Origin of the sequence: Caproiciproducens sp. CPB-2, from assembly GCF_036287215.1 — a bacterium.
In the GTDB taxonomy this organism is placed as follows: domain Bacteria; phylum Bacillota; class Clostridia; order Oscillospirales; family Acutalibacteraceae; genus Caproiciproducens.
The window spans coordinates 1,782,121-1,804,012 of record NZ_CP142860.1 but is presented as its reverse complement, the minus strand read 5'-3'; the positions used below and the strand labels follow the sequence as shown (position 1 = coordinate 1,804,012).

General features: G+C 49.4%; 22 protein-coding genes and 5 tRNA genes. 8 read left to right on the top strand and 19 right to left on the bottom strand.

Annotated features, from left to right (window positions below; translation table 11 throughout):
* Positions 1-18 precede the first annotated feature (18 nt).
* From tgt to VXK30_RS08975, 8 genes are all read left to right on the top strand, one after another.
* Complete coding sequence (gene tgt, locus VXK30_RS09010) at positions 19-1,149, top strand: tRNA guanosine(34) transglycosylase Tgt (protein ID WP_275715865.1); 1,131 nt, start codon at positions 19-21, stop codon at positions 1,147-1,149.
* Positions 1,150-1,216: 67 nt separating this feature from the next.
* Positions 1,217-1,540 (top strand): preprotein translocase subunit YajC, encoded by a 324-nt coding sequence (yajC, locus tag VXK30_RS09005; protein WP_275715863.1) that lies wholly within the window; start codon positions 1,217-1,219, stop codon positions 1,538-1,540.
* A gap of 80 nt (positions 1,541-1,620) precedes the next feature.
* Positions 1,621-2,040 carry a TIGR04086 family membrane protein gene (locus tag VXK30_RS09000; protein ID WP_275715862.1) on the top strand — a complete coding sequence of 140 codons (420 nt, stop codon included), beginning with the start codon at positions 1,621-1,623 and terminating at the stop codon, positions 2,038-2,040.
* A gap of 78 nt (positions 2,041-2,118) precedes the next feature.
* The gene (scfA, locus tag VXK30_RS08995) at positions 2,119-2,265 is read left to right on the top strand and encodes a six-cysteine ranthipeptide SCIFF (protein WP_081928276.1); all 147 of its coding nucleotides are present in this window, start codon (positions 2,119-2,121) and stop codon (positions 2,263-2,265) included.
* Positions 2,266-2,341: 76 nt separating this feature from the next.
* Positions 2,342-3,700 (top strand): thioether cross-link-forming SCIFF peptide maturase, encoded by a 1,359-nt coding sequence (gene scfB / locus VXK30_RS08990; RefSeq protein ID WP_275715859.1) that lies wholly within the window; start codon positions 2,342-2,344, stop codon positions 3,698-3,700.
* 224 nt (positions 3,701-3,924) lie between these two features.
* Positions 3,925-4,734 carry a pyrroline-5-carboxylate reductase gene (gene proC, locus VXK30_RS08985; RefSeq protein WP_275715857.1) on the top strand — a complete coding sequence of 270 codons (810 nt, stop codon included), beginning with the start codon at positions 3,925-3,927 and terminating at the stop codon, positions 4,732-4,734.
* Between the two features lie 30 nt (positions 4,735-4,764).
* A complete protein-coding gene (locus tag VXK30_RS08980) occupies positions 4,765-5,451 on the top strand; it encodes a stage II sporulation protein M (RefSeq protein ID WP_329493089.1) in 687 nt (228 codons plus the stop codon).
* Between the two features lie 20 nt (positions 5,452-5,471).
* Complete coding sequence (locus VXK30_RS08975) at positions 5,472-6,365, top strand: tyrosine recombinase (protein ID WP_275715853.1); 894 nt, start codon at positions 5,472-5,474, stop codon at positions 6,363-6,365.
* Positions 6,366-6,383: 18 nt separating this feature from the next.
* On the opposite strand, the gene VXK30_RS08970 is transcribed toward VXK30_RS08975, so the two are convergent.
* The 19 genes from VXK30_RS08970 to clpP all read right to left on the bottom strand — a co-directional run bounded on the left by VXK30_RS08970 (position 6,384) and on the right by clpP (position 21,853).
* Positions 6,384-7,409, bottom strand: a complete 1,026-nt coding sequence (locus VXK30_RS08970; RefSeq protein ID WP_275715851.1) for a tyrosine recombinase XerC — start codon at positions 7,407-7,409, stop codon at positions 6,384-6,386.
* A 92-nt stretch (positions 7,410-7,501) separates the two neighbouring features.
* The gene (locus tag VXK30_RS08965; RefSeq protein ID WP_275715849.1) at positions 7,502-8,290 is read right to left on the bottom strand and encodes a DUF6873 family GME fold protein; all 789 of its coding nucleotides are present in this window, start codon (positions 8,288-8,290) and stop codon (positions 7,502-7,504) included.
* A 4-nt stretch (positions 8,291-8,294) separates the two neighbouring features.
* The gene (locus tag VXK30_RS08960) at positions 8,295-9,485 is read right to left on the bottom strand and encodes an ABC transporter permease (RefSeq protein WP_275715847.1); all 1,191 of its coding nucleotides are present in this window, start codon (positions 9,483-9,485) and stop codon (positions 8,295-8,297) included.
* The gene (locus tag VXK30_RS08955) at positions 9,478-10,458 is read right to left on the bottom strand and encodes an efflux RND transporter periplasmic adaptor subunit (protein ID WP_275715845.1); all 981 of its coding nucleotides are present in this window, start codon (positions 10,456-10,458) and stop codon (positions 9,478-9,480) included. Before VXK30_RS08955 ends, VXK30_RS08960 begins: the two co-directional genes overlap by 8 nt.
* A gap of 256 nt (positions 10,459-10,714) precedes the next feature.
* Positions 10,715-12,085, bottom strand: coding sequence for a DNA repair protein RadA (radA, locus tag VXK30_RS08950; RefSeq protein WP_275715843.1), 1,371 nt, complete (start codon positions 12,083-12,085; stop codon positions 10,715-10,717).
* A 65-nt stretch (positions 12,086-12,150) separates the two neighbouring features.
* Positions 12,151-12,879: an N-acetylmuramoyl-L-alanine amidase gene (locus VXK30_RS08945; protein WP_275715841.1), complete on the bottom strand. Its 729-nt coding sequence runs from the start codon at positions 12,877-12,879 to the stop codon at positions 12,151-12,153.
* Positions 12,880-12,974: 95 nt separating this feature from the next.
* Positions 12,975-13,049 (bottom strand) — tRNA-Cys (locus tag VXK30_RS08940).
* A gap of 5 nt (positions 13,050-13,054) precedes the next feature.
* A tRNA-Gly gene (locus VXK30_RS08935) sits at positions 13,055-13,130 on the bottom strand.
* A gap of 5 nt (positions 13,131-13,135) precedes the next feature.
* Positions 13,136-13,211: transfer RNA gene (locus VXK30_RS08930), tRNA-Phe, on the bottom strand.
* A 3-nt stretch (positions 13,212-13,214) separates the two neighbouring features.
* Positions 13,215-13,291, bottom strand: a tRNA-Asp gene (locus tag VXK30_RS08925).
* A gap of 9 nt (positions 13,292-13,300) precedes the next feature.
* Positions 13,301-13,377: transfer RNA gene (locus VXK30_RS08920), tRNA-Val, on the bottom strand.
* Positions 13,378-13,474: 97 nt separating this feature from the next.
* On the bottom strand, positions 13,475-14,362 hold the full coding sequence (gene hslO / locus VXK30_RS08915; RefSeq protein ID WP_275715839.1) for an Hsp33 family molecular chaperone HslO: 888 nt from the start codon (positions 14,360-14,362) through the stop codon (positions 13,475-13,477).
* A 13-nt stretch (positions 14,363-14,375) separates the two neighbouring features.
* Complete coding sequence (locus VXK30_RS08910; protein WP_275715837.1) at positions 14,376-15,119, bottom strand: class I SAM-dependent DNA methyltransferase; 744 nt, start codon at positions 15,117-15,119, stop codon at positions 14,376-14,378.
* The gene (locus VXK30_RS08905) at positions 15,116-15,418 is read right to left on the bottom strand and encodes a YerC/YecD family TrpR-related protein (RefSeq protein ID WP_038324176.1); all 303 of its coding nucleotides are present in this window, start codon (positions 15,416-15,418) and stop codon (positions 15,116-15,118) included. The genes VXK30_RS08910 and VXK30_RS08905 overlap by 4 nt, the downstream gene beginning before the upstream one ends.
* 96 nt (positions 15,419-15,514) lie before the next feature.
* Entirely contained in the window at positions 15,515-16,813 is a 1,299-nt protein-coding gene (lysA, locus tag VXK30_RS08900; RefSeq protein WP_275715833.1) for a diaminopimelate decarboxylase, read from the bottom strand.
* A gap of 15 nt (positions 16,814-16,828) precedes the next feature.
* Positions 16,829-17,416: a ribosome biogenesis GTP-binding protein YihA/YsxC gene (gene yihA, locus VXK30_RS08895; RefSeq protein ID WP_275715831.1), complete on the bottom strand. Its 588-nt coding sequence runs from the start codon at positions 17,414-17,416 to the stop codon at positions 16,829-16,831.
* Positions 17,417-17,428: 12 nt separating this feature from the next.
* A complete protein-coding gene (gene lon, locus VXK30_RS08890) occupies positions 17,429-19,858 on the bottom strand; it encodes an endopeptidase La (RefSeq protein ID WP_275715829.1) in 2,430 nt (809 codons plus the stop codon).
* Between the two features lie 79 nt (positions 19,859-19,937).
* A complete protein-coding gene (gene clpX / locus VXK30_RS08885; protein ID WP_275715827.1) occupies positions 19,938-21,248 on the bottom strand; it encodes an ATP-dependent Clp protease ATP-binding subunit ClpX in 1,311 nt (436 codons plus the stop codon).
* Positions 21,249-21,265: 17 nt separating this feature from the next.
* Positions 21,266-21,853, bottom strand: coding sequence for an ATP-dependent Clp endopeptidase proteolytic subunit ClpP (gene clpP / locus VXK30_RS08880; RefSeq protein ID WP_275715825.1), 588 nt, complete (start codon positions 21,851-21,853; stop codon positions 21,266-21,268).
* Positions 21,854-21,892: the final 39 nt, after the last annotated feature.

Genomic DNA, 21,892 nt, shown 5'->3' with positions numbered 1-21,892 from the left:
ATAAACAAGGATTAAAATATGTATAAGCTAATCAGCAATACGGGAGCGGCAAGGCGCGGCGAATTCACTACGCCGCACGGGACGGTTCAAACTCCGGCTTTTATGAACGTGGCTACCTGCGGCGCGATTAAAGGCGGTGTGTCCGCGCTGGATCTGAAGGACCTGAAATGCCAGGTACAGCTCTGCAATACCTATCATCTTCATCTGAGGCCGGGCGACGAAAACGTGAAAAAGCTGGGCGGCCTGCACCGGTTCACCCGGTGGGACGGGCCAATCCTGACCGACAGCGGCGGATTTCAGGTGTTCTCGCTGGCAAAGCTCAGGAATATTACCGAGGAGGGCGTGACCTTCGCTTCTCATATCGACGGCCATAAAATCTTTATGGGACCGGAGGAAAGCATGAGAATTCAGTCCAACCTGGCCTCTACCATTGCAATGGCCTTTGACGAATGTGTGGAGAATCCTTCGGAATACGATTACGCGCGCAGCTCCTGTCAGCGCACGGTTCGCTGGCTGTATCGGTGCAAGGCGGAAATGGACAGGCTGAACACGCTGCCGGACACGATCAATCCCCGCCAGATGCTGTGGGGAATCAATCAGGGCAGCACCTACGAGGACCTGCGCATCGAGAATATGAAACAGATCCGCGAGCTCGGCCTCGACGGGTACGCGATCGGCGGGCTGGCGGTGGGGGAGGCCGCGGAAGAGATGTACCGCATCATCGAGGCGGTGGAGCCCGAAATGCCGAAGGACAAGCCCCGTTATCTGATGGGGGTGGGAACCCCGGCCAATATTCTGGAGTCGGTCAGGCGCGGAGTGGATATTTTCGACTGCGTTATGCCGTCCAGAAACGCCCGTCACGGGCACACCTTTACCTGGGACGGCTGCCGGAATATGATGAACGCGAAATACACGCTCGATGAGAAACCGATCGACGAACACTGCGACTGTCCCGTTTGCCGCAATTTTACGCGCGCATACATTCACCATCTTTTTAAAAGCGGAGAGATGCTCGCTATGCGGCTTTGCGTCATGCACAACATCTATTTTTACAATTCCATTCTGGAACAGATCCGTCTTTCTCTTGATGAGGGGCGTTTTGAAGAATTCTATAGCAATAATATCTTGAAATTGAGCTTGAGGATATAAGAAATCCTTGCAAGACGACGAATAAGTTGCTATAATCATTATATTAAATTGGAGGTGCAGTTCTATAATGAATTTCAACACTTTGACAGGAACCACTGCGGCCGGAGGAAGTACATGGACCATCGTTCTCCTTTACGTGGCCATTATCGGCGCTTTTTATTTCTTTGGAATCCGTCCCCAGTCCAAGAAAAAGAAAAACGAAGAGAAAATGCGCAATAATATCCAAATCGGCGATGATATCACCACAATCGGCGGAATTGTCGGACGAGTAGTCGGCATTAAGGACGATTCTGACACCATCGTTATCGAAACCGGTACGGACCGCGTCAAAATCCGCATCAAGCGCTGGGCGATCGGAAGCATCGATACCGTTCACGCGGACGCCGAATAAGCCGAAAAAGCGGAATAATTAGTATATCTTCGGCGCCTTCTGAATATCTATGGTATTAGATATTTGAGGGGGCGCTGGTAATGAAAAGCAAGAAGCATTTAAAGCATTTAAATGAAAATCCGATGTTTGGAGCGCTGCGCTCCATTCTCCTCGGGACTGTCGTCGGGGCCGTAATTTGTGCTGCCCTGCTGGGTGTTTTTGCCTTGGCCTTTGTGTCGGCGGGACATATTCCGCAGAATCTGATTTCCCCTATGATGCTCGGATTGTCCGTGCTCGCGTCCTTTGTGGCGGGGTTTGTCACAGCGAAAATTTCCCGTAAACGCGGTTTGGCCTACGGCGCTTTGTCCGGTTTGCTGCTGTTTGTATTGTTTCTTGTTTCCGGTATGATTGCGTCCCATGAGCCTGTTTCCCTTACGGCCGGAATCAGGATGCTGGTAATGGTTCTTTCCGGCGCGATCGGCGGGCTGCTTGCGGTCAGTAAGAAGTCAAAAGTAAAATAATACTTTTATTCTTTCCGTCAGTGTGATATAATCATGAAGCGAAAATGATCAGTAATATTGAAATGGAGGTTTCAAAAAATGAAACAGATTAAGACTTTGAATAAAGCCAATTTAAAAGAGAGCGCGGTCAAAGGCGGATGCGGCGAGTGCCAGGCGTCCTGTCAGTCGGCCTGCAAAACTTCCTGCACTGTCGCAAACCAGAAATGCGAAAACGCCGGCAGATAAATCAATTGATTTGAATTTCATTCAAACCTTAAGGGACAGCAATGTCCCTTAAATTTTGTGTAAACGGAGAAAATACATGATTCACAAGTATTCTTTAAATGGTTTTCATATCGTACTGGACACCAACAGCGGGGCAGTTCATCTTTTTGACGACGCGCCGTTTGATATGCTGGACTATTTAAATGACAGCGTGCCGGAGAATCCTCCCCGGGAAATGCTGAACGGCCTGAGCGGAAAATATGACGGCGAAACCGTTCGTGAAGCCTATGAGGAGCTGAAAGAGCTGTACCGGATCGGTCAGCTTTTTTCAATGGACGAATATGGAAAGTTCGCTGAAATGATGAAGGATGCCCCGGTAAAATCCATGTGCCTGAATATTGCCCACGATTGCAATTTAAGGTGCGAATACTGCTTTGCCGCCAAGGGAGACTTTGGCCGCGGCAGAATGCTGATGCCCTTTGCGGTAGGGAAGAGAGCAATCGATTTCCTGATCGAGAAATCAGAGGGAAGGCATAACCTTGAAGTCGATTTCTTCGGCGGCGAACCGCTGATGAATTTTGAGGTTGTCAAGCAAATCGTCAATTATGCCCGCAGTATCGAAAAAGAACACAATAAAAACTTCCGGTTCACCATTACGACAAACGGCATCTTGCTGACGGACGATAAGATCGATTTTATCAACCGGGAAATGTCCAACTGCGTGCTGTCCCTTGACGGAAGAAAAAGCGTCAATGATCTTTTGCGGGTCAGGGCCGACGGTACGGGCAGCTATGATACAATTGTTCCGAAGTTCCAAAAGCTGGTCGCGTCACGCGGCGACAAGGACTATTACGCCAGAGGAACCTTTACCAAACACAATCTTGATTTTACCAACGATGTGTTACATATGGCCGAGCTTGGCTTTGAGCAGATTTCCGTTGAGCCGGTGGTCTCGGACGTGAAGCTGGATTATTCGATCAGGGAAGAGGACTTGCCCCGCGTATTTGAAGAGTATGAGCGTCTGGCAAATACGATCATTGACCGCAAAAAGGCGGGGAAGGGGTTCAATTTCTTCCACTTTATGCTGGATCTCGATCAAGGCCCGTGCGCCATTAAGCGCCTTCGCGGCTGCGGCTGCGGCAACGAATACATTGCCGTAACGCCCGAGGGAGATATTTTTCCCTGTCATCAGTTCGTAGGGGACGAGAGCTTTAAAATGGGGAATGTCATGGACGGAACCTTGAATACCGATATGAAGCATTCCTTCGCGCTGGCAAACGTCTATTCAAAACCGGAATGCAGAAACTGCTGGGCCAAATTTTACTGCAGCGGCGGCTGCAACGCGAACAGCCAGCAGTATGAAGGGGATATCCATAAAGCCCATAAGATCTCCTGTGATCTTGAAAAAAAACGCCTGGAATGCGCCATTATGATCAAGGCGGCCATGGCTGAATAGCAAGAAAACGGATGAGCGGCGCACGCTTGCTTTAAAAATGTAAGCGTGCGTATTTTTATTCATAAGGTTTACATAACGTTTATTACATAATTTCTGTTAGTTTACATAATACAGTTTACATAAATTATTTGAAAATGCATAAAAATGGTTTTCTTGTATATTTTTGTATTGCTAACTGGTAAAAAATGTATTATAGTATATAGTTACAAGGCAGGTGTTTTTTTTTGAGTGATAAAATACTGGGGTTTATCGGCGCCGGCAATATGGCAGGCGCTATTATTAATGGGATTGTCGGGACAAAAACCTTTCCGGCACAGCAGGTTTTTGTTTATGATATCAACCGGGAGAAACGGGAAGCGCTGCGGCAAAAGGCGGGAGTACGGACCGTTGACTCGATTGAACAGCTAATTGAAAAATGCGATATCGTTTTTCTGGCGGTCAAACCGCAGAATTTTGCTGAAGTATTGGCTTCGATAAAACCTGTTGTAAATCAAAAAATTCTGTTTGTTTCTATTGCGGCGGGCATTTCGACCCACTATATCAACAGTGCTCTTGGCTGCCGGTGTCCAGTTATCAGGACCATGCCCAACACGCCCCTTTTGATCGGCAAGGGCGCAACCGCATTAAGCAGGACGGAAAATGTAACGGACGAAGATTTTCAGCTGGTTCTGTCATTATTCGGAGCCTGCGGAACGGTAACGGTTTTGGATGAAAGTCGGATGAACGCCGTCATTTCCGTAAACAGCAGCAGCCCGGCGTATATTTATCTGTTCGCCAAAGCGATGCTGGACAGCGCCGTTAAACAGGGGATCGCCGCCGACACGGCTTTGCAGCTGATCTGCCAGACGCTGGAGGGCAGCGCGGGGATGCTGCGCCAGCCGGAACTGACCCCGGAAATGCTGATTAAAATGGTCTCTTCACCCGGTGGAACCACCTTAAAAGCACTGGATGTTTTTTATGAGCATCATTTTGAGCAAATCGTGGACGAGGCGATGAGGGCCTGTACAAAAAGAGCGGAAGAGCTGGGCAAGTAATCATATAACACAAATCATTCTCATACATTTATGAATGGTTCCTTATATCTGTTAAGGGGATGTTTGAGTATGATTGTTGTAAAACACAGCTTTCGGCACAGGCCTGTTATCAACAGCAGGATTCTTTTAAAAGCACTGCGTGAAAATTATGTTCTGGTGCTGTTCTCGCTTTCTTTAATCATCGGCATGATTTTTGGAGCGGTTTTCGCCAGAAATGCGGATTTCACAGCGTTAAATAAACTGGATTTTCTATTTTACAGCAATTATAAAGCCAGGGCTGTACAGCCGATTATCTCCATTTTCTCCGCTTCCTTTGCTTCCTCCTTTCTTTTTATACTGGCCTGTTTTCTTTGCGGGCTTTCCGTGTGGGGGATGTTTATCATCCCTGCGGTTCTGTTTTTCCGGGGTTTCGGCTTGGGGCTGACATCCGGATATCTGTATGCGGCGTATGGCTTTATGGGCGTATTATTTAATCTGGTGGTTATTTTGCCCGGGGCATTTGTGTGCTGCCTTGCAATTCTGCTTGCGGCAAGGGAGGGGACACGATTTTCCCGAATGATTGCGTCATGCAGTGTCGTGTCTCAAAGAGGGACAATCAGCCCGCCAAAAATGAAACCGTATTTACTGAATTTCGGTGCCATTCTGATGGTTGCTTTTCTGGCGGCGGTGATTGACGTTATATTTTCAGGATGTTTTGCGGGTATGTTTTCTTTTTAAAATAGAGGGGATAGGACAAAATGAAGGACTACTGTTCGGATTTCAGCAATTATCTGGTCAATAAAAAAGCTGTGTCTGCAAACACACTGGATTCGTATATTCGCGACGTCGGGCATTTCTTATCATTTCTGGATGAGAACGGGCCGGGCGATCCAGCTCAGGCGGATTCCGACTTTATCAATACATATGTTGCAAATCTGACAGAATTAAAAAAGTCAAACGCTACGATTACGAGAAATGTCGCTTCCATCCGGTGTTTTTATCAGTACCTGATTATTACCGGCCAGGCGGACAGCAATCCCGCAAAGGCCGTTAAACTGGAAAAGACGGTAAAAAAACTCCCACAGATCCTGTCCGGCAAGGAAATTGAGCTTTTGCTGTCCCAGCCGGATACTCAGGAATCGAAGGGCTGCCGCGACAAAGCCATGCTGGAGCTTCTGTATGCAACCGGAATCAGGGCTTCGGAGCTGGTTGATTTGAATATTCAGGATATTAACATCCACACGGGGATGCTGAGCTGCAAAAATGACAAAAGCGAGCGGTTGATTCCGGTTTATCCCACGGCGGTAAACGCCATATCGGAATATATTATCAGAGTCAGGAGCCTGATCATCACGCCGGATGGGGGACAGGCACTCTTTACGAATCTGAACGGCCGCAGGCTTACCCGTCAGGGCTTCTGGAAAATTGTAAAAGGATATGCGGAAAAGGCGGGAATCGTCAAAGAAATTACTCCCCATACGCTCCGCCATTCCTTTGCACTGCATCTGCTGGAAAACGGCGCGGAGCTGAAAGATATACAGATGATGCTCGGCCACGCGGATATTTCCTCCACACAGGTTTACGTACACTTATTAAACGATCATTTTAAAAAAGTGTACAACAACTGCCATCCGCGTGCAAAGCTGGGTTAAATACAAAAAAAGAACCGGTCATTCCGGTTCTTTTTTTATCGTCTTTTTTAAATCAGCGGAATCTCGCCGCCTTACCTGTGACAGAGGATTCGCCTTTGCCGCGTTGGCCATCTGTTCGTCGGACAAATGGGTGTAAATCTCTGTGGTACCCAGATTTTCGTGGCCTAAAATATCCTTTAAGACCCGGATGTCGACATGTCCGTGCTGATACATCAGGGTCGCCGCCGTGTGGCGGAGCTTATGTACGGAAAGGTTGCCGAGTTCAATTTCCGAAAGGTACTTTTTGACGAGATACTGTACGGTTTTCGGGCTGATGCGTTTCTTCTGCTTACTGATGAACAGTGCGTTTTTGTCTGTCAGGGCATCGTTGGGCCGCACCGCGACATACCGGTCGATCGCGTCAAGACAGGCGTCGTTCAGATAAACGATCCGTTCCTTGTTGCCTTTGCCGACGATCCTGACCGTCGACGTGCCGTGGCGGACATCGCTCAGATTCAGGCCGACCAGTTCGGACAACCGCATGCCGCAGTTTAAAAACAGTGTAAGGATACAGTAGTCCCGTTCTTTGGCAGGGCCGTCCACTTTGGACAAAAGCTCCAGACTTTGCTCCAAAGTCAGATATTTCGGCAAAGCTTTCCTTTGCTTGGGCGTTTCCAGCTCCTGAACCGGGTTTACAGCCAGTTTTCCGGTCTTATTCGTCAGATATTTAAAAAAAGTCCGTAAACTGGAAACCTTTCTGGACCGGGTCGAAGCTTTGTTCTGGCGTTCTGTGGACAGATAATTCATGTACTCAAAAACATGCGTCAGAGTAATGGTTTTAATGAGATCGAGATCAATGTCGGAAATACTGATTTTCTCGAAATCGGTTTCCGGTGGCACAAGGTCCCGGGATTTTTTAATATACCTGAAGAACGTACGTAAGTCAAGATAGTATTCATCAACGGTTTTTGGAGATTTTCCTTTAATCGTCCCGACGTATCCCAGAAATTCTTTGATGACCGGCGGCGCTTCAGACATCCATTCGGATTTTATTTCTGATTTCATGAGCCAATTCAAATCCTTTCTTTGGTTTTCCAGTCCCCTTAATTATACAAAATTTTTATTTTGTATAATTGTATCATTTTTTAGAGGGACAGTCAAGGATTTCTATTTCTTTCTAAGGTTTCTTTTTCGATACGGTTTACGGCTTTTAACGGAAGAATTCCCCCAATGTCCAGCAGCGGACCGTCCGTCAGAGAAATCAATTCCACCTTTTTCTGATCACAGAAGCTTTTCATACCAGAATAATCAGGATGATTTTTGATGCTGCCTGTAAAAGCCAGTTTTCCTTTTCCAATCATTCCGCAGGCGCCTCCAAGAAACCCATATTCGTATCCCTCTAAATTTACATAGCCCGGCGTAATTTTCAGAACATCCATCCTCATTCTTTCCGCCGCTTCCGCTATGGACGGGTCCGCCGTGATTACAGACCGGCTATCGACAATGATTGTGGAGCATTTCGCGTATCCTTGCCTTACGTCCGTTATTTCTATCCGGTTCGCGCTGCAGTACTCATAAATCGTGCTGTCGATGGCCTTCCAGTTGGCCAATAACCGGTTTCCGATACGGGCGCAATTTAAAATGACATCCTGCGGATAAGAATTGGAAATACATTTGTTCGAATAGGATACCTCGAACCCTAATTGTTCCAGTCTTATTTTCAGATCCTCTTCCCCATTTGCCGCAACGATTCGATTGCCGCCCAGGTGGTGCAGCAGCATATCGGCGTGACAGCATACCGGCACGCTCAAAGCCTTACACGGCTTTATCGGAAGAACTTCTATATTCCGCGCTCTGAGCGCGTCCGCAACTGCGGGATATGTACCGGACATGGCCGCTGCGGCCACGTCCGACTCCGGAAGGTTCGGAGTTTGGATAAAACCCATATTTTTACTCCTGTCTGAGCGCGTCGACGGGCTTCAGCCTTGACGCTTTATAAGCCGGATAAACCCCGAAAACAGTGCCGGATGCAAGGGAGAATTCTACCGCGATCATCATGATATCCGCCCTTGTACTCAGCTCCACGCCAAAATATTCAGCGCCGGCGAAGGAAATGACATATCCCGCCGCGATACCGCAGACGCAGCCGATCAGGGAGATCAGAACGGCCTCGAACATAAATTCCAGCATGATGGAGCTTTGCTTTGCCCCGATCGCTTTCTTGATTCCGATTTCCCGGGTCCGTTCGTTAACCGAAACCAGCATGACGGTCATGATGCTCAGGCTTGCCACCAATAAGGAAACGGAGCCTACCGCGGAAAGAATCAGAGTAACAATTCCCAGCATATTGGTAAGGCTGTCCTTCTGCTTGGCAAGATTATTGGATACGAACGCGTCCGCTGTCCCGTTGTCGCGGTTGAGCGTGTCTACGATTGTTTTTCCGATGCTCTCTACATTGCCGCCGGATTTCACTTTGACCACGATCTGGTCGAAATCGTTTCTTCCGGACGTGGCCTGAACAGTGGTGTAAGGAACATAGACGAAGGTGGGGATATAGTTCCCGATCATGTTCTGCAAAAGGCCGCTGCCCGTTTTAATAATCCCGATCACCTTATAATTTTCTTCGACTCCGCCGCTCATAATGGACACTGTTTTCCCAATGATATTGCTTCTCATATAGGTGCTTTTTGAAAAGGCTTCATCTACCAAACATACGTTTGCGCCTGTGCTGATATCCTCCGAATTGAACAGCCGGCCGTATAGCAGATTAATGGAAATAATCTGGCTTGCGTTGGTGTCTATCCCCCACACCAGAGCTTTGGAACTCAATTTTCTGGCCGAGATATCCGTGCTTTCCACCATCACGGGAGCTGCCTGTTCCACCTGATCGCACCGCTTGATAATACTCAGGTCGTCTTCATTGAGAGAAACCGGGGCGGCGGTATCCGACGAAGAGGAAATGGTAAGACCGCTCAGACCGAGGCTTTCCAGCTCGTTGCTGAGCGCGTTGGTTCCGCACTGGCTGATATTGCCGATCATCACGACGGAGGCCACACCGATCGCGATTCCCAGTATGGTAAGCACCGTCCTGACACGCTTTCTGCCCAAATTCTGAAATGCAGATTTCACATAGTCACTCATCGGAGCTCACCGAACTTTCTTTGGGGATGACGTGAGCCCCGTTTGACACGGAATCCGGGTTGGCGATGACTTCATCGTTTTCGGACAGACCGCTGGTTATTTCAAAACCGTCGTCAAATTCTCTGTCGGTCACCACAGGAGTTTTGACGGCCTTCTTTTCTTTTAACTTGAACACATACTCATTTCCATTTTTATCGGCTCTGACAGCGTTATAGGGCGCAATAAGGACATTGGGGTTTTCAGATGTAATAATTTTTGCCTTCGCGGTATAACCGGGCTTGATATCGCTCCCCGGTTTTTCGACGCTGACGATTACCTCTACCACCGTTTCCTGCCCCGTTGTGGAAACCATCTGTTTCGCTTCGGCGGAAATGCTTTTGACAGTGCCGGTATACGCCGTGTTTTTAAATCCTACGCCGGTAATAATCGCCTTTTGCCCTTTCTTTATGTCGGAAATCTGCGATTCATTGACCGAAAGCCTTACCTGAAGCATATCGGAGTTGTCCGATATGACCGCGACCGGAGTGCCGGCCTGGACGTAGCCCTGGTTGGCAACCGAGAGCGACGTGATTTTTCCTTCGTACGGAGAAGTAATCGTCCTGGTCGTAATCTGGCTCTGTCCGCTGTATTGATTGAGAAGGCTTTCGTACGTTCCATCCAATTCGGAATCGGAAGAACTGGAAGAATCGGAAGCGGAGGAAGGCACCTGAATGTCCATTAAGCGCTGTCCCTGGGTAACTTTGTCCCCCAGCTGAACATAAACCTGGCTGACAAAAGCCGCGGACGGCGAGTAGACGTTGTGCGTCGAAACCCGCTCTACCCTGCCGCTGCACGTCACAGAATTTTCGACTGTAACTGGGTTCACCTTTACAATACTGACAGGAACGACCGAATTTCGCGAAAAAACACCCCATGTGAGGATTCCTACGACCATCATAGATGTAAAGGATAATAGCATTGCATACTTCTTCATTCTCATTCCCCCATTCCTGTTTATTCTGTGATGGAAGAGGGAAAATATTAGCTCAATTTTAAGCAAATCAATGAATAATTTTCACGCTTATCCCCCAAAATATAATTGAGGTGAACATAAATGAGCATCATTCAATGTGATGAAGACTGTATTTATCAGCATGACGGCTACTGCAGTCTGGAAATGCCCTCTGCGATTACCAATTATACCGGAGACGGCTGTGTGCACTGCATCAAAGTCACTCCCCGGGCTCCTGTCAGCAACCAGATAAAGCCTCAAACGCCTCCCTCACGCCTTTGACCCCGATCAATTGAATGCCGTTCCCTTTGACGTTGGCCTGCTTCAGGCTGTGAAAGGGTAAAATGCATTTTGTAAAGCCCAGCCGGGCAGCCTCGCTGATTCTGGCGTCGACATGGGTAACGGCGCGTATTTCCCCGGCAAGGCCGATCTCGCCGAATACAATGGCGTCATCGCTGACGGGGATATCCTTCAGACTGGACACGAGCGACATGGCTACCGCAAGGTCGGCCGCGGGCTCGTCCAGTCTTAATCCTCCTACAACATTGACATAAGCGTCCAGATTGGAAAAATAGTATCCCGCCCGTTTTTCAAGTACGGCAAGCAGCAGAGACATTCGGTTGTAATCAAAACCGGTCGACATCCTTCTGGGATTTCCAAAGCCGGTCGTCGTTGCAAGTCCCTGTATTTCGGCCAGAATCGGGCGGGAACCTTCTATTACGCAGGTGACGCAGGTGCCCGATACATTTTTCGGCCTTCCGTCCAGCAGAGCGAGCGAAGGGTTGTCCACCTGATGAAGCCCATTGTCGCCCATGTCAAACACGCCGATTTCATTGGTGGAACCGTATCTGTTCTTTGCGGCCCGCAGAATCCGGTAGGACATTTGGCGGTCCCCCTCAAAATAAAGCACCGCGTCGACGATATGCTCCAGCACCTTCGGTCCCGCGATGGCCCCGTCCTTATTGACATGGCCGACGAGAATGGTTGGGATTTCCAGCGCTTTTGCGGTGTGCATCACGGCGTTGGTGCATTCCCGCACCTGTGTGACGCTGCCGGGCGACGAATTCAGATCGGTATCATTCATCGTCTGGATGGAATCGATCATCACCAGATCGGGTTTTTGGGCTCTCATTTGCTCTATAACGCATTGAATGTCCGTTTCGGTCAGAATATAGAGATTATCGCTTTGAACGCCCAGACGGGCCGCACGGAGCTTTATTTGCCGGTTTGATTCTTCTCCCGATACATATAGGATCTTCAGGGATTGCCCGAGATATTCGCAGATCTGCAAAAGGATCGTCGATTTGCCGATTCCCGGCTCTCCGCTGATCAAAATCAGGGAGCCTTTTACAATCCCGCCGCCGAGCACTCTGTCCAGTTCCGTTAAACCGGTATGATAACGGGCTTCCTCCGCGGTACTGATTTCATTGATGGAAACGGGGACGGTATTTTTGCGCGCCGCACCCGCCGAATTCTTTTGGGCGGTCGATTCCCTGATTTCTTCTGTCATCGTGTTCCACTGCCCGCAGCCGGGACATTTTCCGAACCATTTTGCAGATTCAAACCCGCACTCGGAGCAGATATAAATACTTTTTGATTTGGAAGCCATTTTTTGTTCCTCTTATTTCCTCTGTTTTTTAAATTATAGCCCAACCTGTGGACGAATACAAGACACTACTCCACGGAATGAAGGTAATCCAGCAGTCCGCTGTAGACGCAAAACGCCATTTGCTGCTGATAAGTTTTATCATTCAGTTTCGCAGCCTCGGAATCGTTGGAAAGGAAACCGCACTCGACCAGCACAGCGGTAACTTTTGTATTCCACAGGAGATAAATGGAACTGGTGGCCGGCTTTGTCTCCCGCTTGTTTTCCGGCTGAATCAGCTCTACAATCCGGCTTTTGATATTTTCGGCCAGAATTTTACTTCCGTCGGTATTTTTTGAGTAGAAGATCTGCGCTCCGCTGTAGCGGCTTTCCGTGAAATGGTTTTGATGAATGCTGATAAAGATGCAGTCACCCTGCTCCTCAATGATTTTCAGGCGGTTATGGAGGTCGCTGACCTTTCGTTCCCTCACGGTGTCAAGGTGATCGTCACAAATGGAAGCATCCGTGGTCCTTGTCATCACGACACGCATTCCGGAGCTTTTCAAAAGTTTTTCCAGCTGCAGGGCAATTGCCAGGTTAATGTCCTTTTCAGGCGCGGAGTTTTTCCCCGCGGCTCCCCCGTCTTCCCCGCCGTGACCGGGGTCGAGCACAATGACGGGATTGCGTTTTTCCGCCAAGGCCAAAGCCATTTTATCGATTTTATGATAGGAGATGTAGGACAGCAGCAAAAAAGCAAGACAGCATAAAACCAGGACGGCTATCGGTATAAAATAGGTTTTGGCTTCTTTCTCGTTCAACGCAATCACCCCATGCAATCTATATGCATGGGGTGATTGTGATATTAAAAAAGTCCGTAAAACAAAAACCTGTTTTACGGACTTTTCCCTTTGCTTGGAGGCGTCACCCAGATTTGAACTGGGGAATCAGGGTTTTGCAGACCCATGCCTTACCACTTGGCTATGACGCCAAAAATGGAGCGAACGACGAGGCTCGAACTCGCTACCTCCACCTTGGCAAGGTGGCGCTCTACCAGATGAGCTACGTTCGCATGCTTGGTGCCTCCGGGCGGAATCGAACCACCGACACGGGGATTTTCAGTCCCCTGCTCTACCAACTGAGCTACAGAGGCAAATGGCGACTCGGATCGGGATCGAACCGACGACCTCTAGCGTGACAGGCTAGCGTTCTAACCAGCTGAACTACCGAGCCAACTTTAAGTGGTGGGAACAATAGGACTCGAACCTATGACCCCCTGCTTGTAAGGCAGGTGCTCTAACCAGCTGAGCTATGCTCCCATTCGCGTGTGCCGCGTTCATCAGCGACGTGTTATATAATACTATATATTGTGCCAGTTGTCAACACTAAAATTACATTTTTTTCATTTTCCCCGGATTATTTTGCCTGCTTTTTTTCCGCCAGCTCTTTCAATTCCTGTTCCGACAGCTGATAGGTATGACCGCAGTACTGACACTTCGCCTCGGCAAAGCCCTTCTCATCCGCCAGCGACAGAATATCCTCCGGTTTCAGTGTTGAAATCGCACGGAGCACACGTTCCTTGCTGCAATTGCAGACATAACCGATTTGAAACTCGTCCAGAATTTCCATTTCAAAGCCTTCCAGCGCGGTTTTACACATCTCTTCTATCGACATTCCCGCGGCCAGCATGGTCGTGACCGGTTTTAATCCGCCTGCATTTCGTTCCAGCCTGTCTATTGCCGCCTGATCCGCCCCGGGCAAAACCTGTATCAGCATCCCGCCCGCAAGGAGCCGGCGGCTGTCCCCTTTGTCGAGCAGCACCCCCAGCGCGCAAACGGTGGGAATCTGTTCGCTGACGGCATAATAATTGGTAAGGTCCTCCGCGATTTCTCCTGATTTAATTTCCACATGGCCCATATAAGGGCTTCCCTCGCCAAAATCGCGTAGCACACCCAGAATACCGTTCGCACCTACCGCCGTGCCGACATCGAGTTTTCCGTTTGGCTTGAGCGGCAACTCAACTGCGGGGTTGTCAACGCAGCCCCGGCAGTTGCCGTGGCTGTCCGCAATGGCGACCACTGTGCCCAAAGGTCCGCCCCCGTTGATTTTCAGCGTAAGGGAAGCGTTTTCCTTTTTCAGCATCGAGCCCATCAGCGAAGCGCCCGTGAGCAGCCTGCCGAGCGCCGCGGTTGCGACCGGGCTGGTGCCGTGAATCTGCTGGGCCGTGGCAACCAGATAGGTGGAATCGGCGGCGGCGGCCATGATGCTGCCGTCGGAGGTAATGCATCTGATCATTCTATCCATATTAAAAATCCTTTTATTTTATCTTTCTTGCTGCAACGACAATTCGTTCCGTTTGATCGTCCGGTTCTTCAAAACTGAGTTCGCGAAACAAACCCACGGTTTCCAGTCCCGCTTTGGACAGCATGGAAACAATCCGCTCCGTATCGTAAGCGCGCTCATAGAAGTGCTCTGAACTTCTGTGGTAGGCTTCGCCCTCCCGGCCGAAAAAGTCCAGAGTGATTCCGACCCGGCCGGTCTTTTCTTCAAAACGGTTCTGCCAGACACAGTAAACATCGTCCGTGTCATAAACGTATGTCTGATTTCCGAGAACATACCGGTGCTTATACAGTGTATTCATGTCAAAAACAAAATATCCGCCCGGATTCAGAAAAAGCGAAACGCGTGAAAACGTCTTCATCACATCGCTTTCACGGGTCAGGTGGTTGATGCTGTCCAGCATACAAATCACCGTATCGACCGTGCCGTACAGGTCGATACTCTGCATCTGCTGACGCAGAAAAAGGATATCCAGCCCACGGTCCGCCGCTTTTTGCTTTGCAACGGAAAGCATGGACTCGGAGCCGTCTATTCCGTAAATATCGATTCCGCGCTCAGCCAGTTCAATGGTAAAGCTGCCTGTGCCGCAGGCCAAATCGAGCGTCAGTCCGGCCTTATGGTTCAGCCTGTCCAGCAAACCGATCAGATACTCCGCCCGTTCCGGATAACTGACATTTTGTGTAAGGCTGTCATAATAGAGGGCAAAAGACGAATAGCTCATTTGCTCTTTTCGTCTTTGTCGATCCTGTTAAATACCAGCTCATAGCCGTCGCAGCCGTAGTTCAGCGAGCGGTTGACTCTGCTGATGGTGGCTGTGGAAGCGCCGGTTTTGGCAACGATGTCGCTGTAGACCCGTTTGGTGCTCAGCATATGGGCCACAAGCAGACGCTGCGACATTGCTTTGATCTCTGGTACTGTGCATAGGTCCTCAAAAAAATTATAACATTCGTCAACCGTCTTTAAAGAAAGAATCGCTTTGAACAAAAAGTCCACACTCTCATCTTTAATTTTTGAATTCAAACGGTTTCACTCCTCATTCATTTAATAGGATAAAATTCTAACACACAAAAGTCCAAAAGTAAAGCGAATCGGGGCGGACATTAGGACAGGAACCCTTTAAATATCATTCCGGATCAAATCTTCATACGTTTCGCGTTTTACGATCACACGGGCCATTCCGTTATGTACCATTACGACGGCAGGCATTGGAATGCGGTTGTAGTTTGACGCCATAGAGTAATTATACGCGCCGGTGGAAAGCACGGCAAGCGTGTCGCCCGGCTGCGCGGGCTGGATCATTGTATTTTCCTGAATCAGGTCGCCGCTCTCACAGCATTTTCCGGCAATCGTGACTTCTTCCGCCGCCGCAAGGGACGCTTTGTTCGCTACCAGAGCGGTATAGCCCGCCCGATAAAGGGCATAGCGGGGATTGTCGGTCATTCCCCCGTCGACCGAAACATAGGTGCGCACATCGGGAATTTTTTTGACCGCTCCGATCGTATAGAGAGTGATCCCGGCTTCGCCGACGATGGAACGGCCCGGCTCAAGATAGAGAAACGGGATATCAAGGCCAAGCGCTTTACAGCAGGAACGAACCTCTTCCGATATGGTTTCCATATATTGATCGTACGCAACAGGGGTGTCGGAATCGGTGTATTGAATCCCGAAACCGCCGCCGAGGTTCAGTTCCCTTACAATGATTCCGGTTTCCCGTTTGATCCGGTCAATAAAGGAAAGCATCACTTCTGCGGCAAGCACAAACGGCTGAATGTCGAAAATCTGGGAACCGATATGACAATGCAGACCGGTAAGATTGATATTTTTGCACCGAATCGCCGCTTTCACGGCTTCCATCGCCTCCCCTGTTTCCAGCGCGAAGCCGAATTTCGAGTCGATTTGCCCTGTGCGTATGAATTCATGGGTGTGGGCGTCGATTCCGGGCTTGACCCGAATGGTAATGTCAGCGGTCTTCCCCATTGCCAACGCCATTTCATTCAGGGTATGAAGCTCCGTCAAATTATCTACGACGATATGTCCCACACCGGACCGTAAAGCAAAGGCAATTTCATCGGTGGTCTTATTATTTCCGTGAAAATGAATCCTTTCCGCGGGAAATCCGGCGCTGAGGGCGGTGTAAAGCTCTCCGCCCGAAACAACGTCCAACCCCAGCTTCTCTTCGTTGACAATCCGGCAAATTTCCTTACAGCTGAAGGCCTTGCTCGCGTAAAGCGGCATTCCGTGCCCGTTGTAGTACCTGTCAAACGAGGAACGGTACATTCTGCAGTTCCTTCTGATACTGTCCTCATCCATCATATACAGAGGTGTCCCGTATTCCTGAGCAAGCTCTACCGTATCGCATCCGCCGATAGTCAGATGTCCAAGCGTATTCGTGTTTAAACTCTCTTCATTCAGCATTTTATTACTCCATTTTTAAGAATGATCGCAAATCTCTGAAATCATATTCCGAATTTCCTCTACTCCTTCCCCGTTGACCGATGAAAAAGGAATCAGCTTCAGCCCTTCGGCCCGACTGAACATCTCCTGGAACAGCCGAAGCTGATTCATTCGTTCCATCTTGTTCAGCTTGTCGCTTTTTGTAGCGGCAATCAGAAAACGCGTGCCCGAATTGATCAGATATTCGATCATCTCCAGATCGTCGGCGGAAGGACTGTGCCTCATGTCGATAATCTGGATGACAAGCCCGACATTGCGCTGTGCGCTGAAATAGCCTTCGACCAGTTCAGACCAGCGCAGTTTTTCCGACTGAGAGACTCTTGCGTAGCCATAACCCGGCAGATCCACCAATCTGCAAGCCTGCAAATCGTAAAAGTTGATGGTTCCTGTTTTCCCGGGTTTCGCGCTGACCCTGGCAAGGGATTTACGGTTGACCAGTTTATTGATCAGAGAAGATTTTCCCACATTGGACCGTCCGGAAAATACGATTTCCGGGACGGTGGATTCTGGCAGCTGATCCGGTCTCCCCGCCGCGAATTCAAATAAAGCTTTATCAAAATTCAATGCTTCACCCCGTTACTGCGGAATGCCGGGCGTCAGAATCGCCGGCTGGCTGGAAGCATTCATCGGAACAAGCGAATCCGTGTTCTCTTCCTTTTTATTTTCCGGCATCTTGGTTAAAGCCGCTTCAAGCACCTGGTCGATTTTCTCAACCGGCAGAAAATCCACCGCGTTTTTTACCGCAGCGTCAATTTCAGCTAAATCGGAAACGTTGTCGGCCGGAATAATGACCGTCTTGATTCCCGAGCGGTAAGCGGCCATCGTCTTTTCCTTTAACCCGCCGATAGGAAGCACCCTGCCCAGTAAAGTGATTTCCCCTGTCATTGCGACGTCGTGCCGGATCGGGATGTTGGTCAGCGCGGAGGTAATCGCGGTCGCCATTGCGGTTCCGGCGGACGGTCCGTCCTTGGGAATGGCCCCCTCCGGCGCGTGGATGTGAATATCGTATTTGCTGTAGAAATCATGGCAGATGCCGAACGAATCGGCTCTGGTCCGGATACAGCTGATCGCGGTTCGGGCGGATTCCTTCATCACGTCGCCCAGCGAACCGGTCAGCTCGATTTTTCCCGTGCCGTCCATGACCGCCACTTCAATTGGCAGAAGCTCGCCGCCGACGCTGGTCCACGCAAGACCGTTGACCAGGCCGACCATATCGGACTTCACAAGTTCGTCTTTTTTGAACCTCTTCGGACCTAAAAGGTCCTCCAGATTCTCCGGCTTGACAACGATTTTCGTCTGGTTGTCTCCCACGATCTTTTTCGCGCATTTTCTGCAGATGGAAGCGATCTGACGTTCCAGATTACGCACGCCGGCCTCTCTGGTATAGCCGTCAATCAGCTCGTGAACGGCGGCCGGAGTCACTTTCAGCATTTTAGAATTGATCCCGTGTTTCTTGAACTGCTTCGGAATCAGATGCTTCAGGGCAATGTTGTATTTTTCCTCATGGGTATAGCTTCCAAGGGTAATCACGTCCATTCTGTCCAAAAGGGGCTCCGGAATGGCGCTGTAATCGTTGGCGGTGGTAATGAACATCACCTTGCTCAGGTCAAACGGCATATCGATATAGTGATCGAAGAAGGAGGAATTCTGCTCCGAATCCAGCACTTCCAGTAAAGCGGAAGCGGGATCGCCGCGGAAATCGTTTCCCAATTTATCGATTTCATCCAGCAGGATCAGCGGATTGTTTGTGCCGGCCTGTTTCATGGCGGAGATAATCCGCCCCGGCATGGAACCCACGTACGTCTTCCTGTGTCCCATGATATCGGACTCATCCCTCACGCCGCCGAGCGATACGCGCACATAATTTCGCCCGATGGCTTTGGCGATCGAACGCGCGATGGATGTTTTGCCGACGCCCGGAGGACCCACCAAGCAGATAATCTGTCCTTTGATATCGGGGGCAAGCTTTTTGACAGCCAGAATCTCAATAATCCGTTCCTTTACCTTTGTCAGACCGAAATGGTCGCGGTCAAGCACCTTTTGTGCTTTTGCAAGGTCGATATGCTCACGGCTTGCGGCGTTCCACGGCAGTTCCAGACAGGTTTCCACATAGCTGACGATCACACTTGCTTCGTGGGAACCGTAGGGCATTTTGGAGAGCCGGTCACATTCCTTCAGCAGCTTCTCATCCTGCAGCTTGGGAAGCTTCATCTTCATGATGCGTTCCCGCAGATCGTCGGCCTCGCTCAAGGGGCTGTCGTCGTCTCCAAGCTCGTTGGAGATGGCTTTCATTTGCTCACGCAGGAAATATTCGCGCTGATTTTCGTCAATCTGTTCCTTTGCCTTTTCGCTGATCTGGCTCTCAATGGAGAGCACCTGAATTTCATTCTTTAAAATCTCATTCAGCTTTTCCAGCCTTTTTACCGGATGGAGCTCTTCCAGAATCGCCTGTTTCTGCTCATAGTCGAGCATGATGTTGGAGGTGATATAATCCGCAAGCTCTCCGCAGTTTTTCTTTTGCACCACGCCAATGATAATATCCGGAGGGATACGGCTGTAATTCTGAATATATTCTTCAAAAAGCGTCTGCGTGTAACGGATCAATGCCTCGGTCTTATGGCTGGTCCGGTATGGTTTGGTTTCGCATGGAATGATGTCGGCGAGAATAAAAGGGTTTTCGCTGACAACGGAGGAAATTTCAGCGCGGTACATTCCTTCCGCGAAAAGCCGCACACCTTCGTCGGTATGGCGAATCACCTGTTTGATTTTCGCCACGATCCCCATTTTATAAAGATCCTCGCCGCCCGGTTCGTTTGTATTTAAATCCTTTTGGGCAACCAGGAAAATCTGCTGGTTTTCTTCCATCGCCTGGGAAAGAGCCAGTATGGACTTTTTTCTTCCCACATCAAATTGCAGAAGCATGCCCGGAAAAATAACCAGTCCCCTGAGCGCAAGCACAGGGATGGAACTATTTTCAATTTTCTTCAGTTCTTGATTTGTACTCATAGTTTGCTCCTTGGCAGAAAAGGCTGTTGCAAGTGGACAACAAAAAGTCTGCCACGTGCAACAGCCAAGATTTCTATCGTTATGACGCTGTATCCTTACGGCCGCGCTTCCTGGGAGTTGTTATTTTAATCCTGACCGGTTTACGGTCCTGATTATACACGATCTCCGGTTCCGTGCCCTGATTCACCGTATCCGCGGTAATGGTGACCTTTTCAACGGTGTAGTCAGACGGGACCTTATACATGAGATTGGTCAACAAATCCTCCATGATGGATCTCAGCCCTCTTGCGCCCGTGCGGCGGTCAATGGTCCTTTTGGCAATTGCTGTCAGTGCTTCGGGTTTGAATTCCAACTCAACCTTATCCAGCTGAAACAGCTTCTTGTACTGATTGATTAAGCAGTTTTTCGGCTCAGTCAAAATCCTTACAAGAGCATCCTCATCCAGTCCGTCGAGCGCGGCAATGACAGGCAAACGGCCGACCAGCTCAGGAATCAATCCGTATTTCACCAGATCATGCGGCACGACATCCTGCATCCAGGCTGTGGAGTCAAGCTCCACCTTGCTTTTGACCTGTGCGCCGAAGCCCATAGCGGAGGACGCCGTGCGCTTCTGGACAATTTTATTCAGGCCGTCGAAAGCTCCGCCGCAGATAAACAGGATATTGGAGGTATCAATCTGCAAAAATTCCTGCTGGGGATGTTTTCTGCCGCCCTGCGGGGGAACGTTGGAAACAGTTCCTTCCAGAATCTTCAGAAGAGCCTGCTGTACTCCCTCTCCGCTGACGTCACGTGTAATGGAGGGATTTTCGGACTTTCTGGCGATCTTGTCGATTTCATCGATATAGATAATGCCGCGTTCGGCTTTTTCAATATCGAAATCCGCGGCCTGGATCAGGCGCAGCAGGATATTTTCAACATCCTCACCGACATAGCCGGCTTCCGTCAGTGTGGTGGCGTCTGCAATCGCAAACGGAACATCCAGTATCTTTGCCAGCGTCTGTGCCAGCAGGGTTTTTCCCACACCGGTCGGACCGAGCAGCAGCACGTTGCTCTTTGTCAGTTCTACGTCGTCTTTACCGTAATAGATTCTTTTATAGTGGTTATAGACCGCAACAGAAAGCGCAACCTTTGCTTTTTCCTGTCCAATGACGTATTCATCCAGCTGCTTTTTGATCTCGTGCGGTTTGGGAAGTTCGGCCGAAGCTTCACTGTAGCTGGATTTTCGGTTGGACAGGTTTTTTTCGTCGTCAAGGATCGACATGCACAGCTCTATGCATTCATCGCAGATATAAACACCGGGGCCTGCAATCAGACGGCGAGCTTCGTTCTGCGGCTTTCCGCAGAACGAACAGCAGATTCCCCTGTCCTTGATATCGTCATTATTTGGCATCTAATTAATCACCAACCTCAACTCATCGAATTGTAGATGACCTTGTCGATCAGGCCATATTTCACGGCAGCCTCCGCCGTCATAAAGTTATCGCGCTCGGTATCTTTCGCAATCACTTCAATCGGCTGCCCCGTTCTCTCAGCAAGGATTTCGTTCAGCTTCTTTTTGGTAGCAATAATGTGGTCGGCGTGGATCATCACATCAGTCGCCTGACCCTGTGCGCCGCCGCTCGGCTGATGAATCATAATATCGCTGTTGGGAAGGGCGTACCGTTTGCCTTTGGTACCCGCCGCAAGCAGGAACGCGCCCATGCTGGCAGCCATGCCCATGCAAATAGTGGAAACGTCGCATTTAATATACTGCATCGTATCGTAAATTGCCAATCCCGCGGTTACGGACCCTCCCGGGCTGTTGATATAAAGACTGATATCCTTCGACGGATCTTGGCCCTCCAGATATAAAAGCTGAGCAACCACCAGACTGGAAGTGGTATCGTTTACCTCTTCCGTAAGCATTACGATTCTGTCATTCAGCAGGCGTGAAAAGATATCATAGGAACGTTCTCCCCTGTTTGTCTGCTCAATAACATATGGGACTAAACTCATTATTGCGTACCTCCAATAAAACTAAACAATAAATTAATA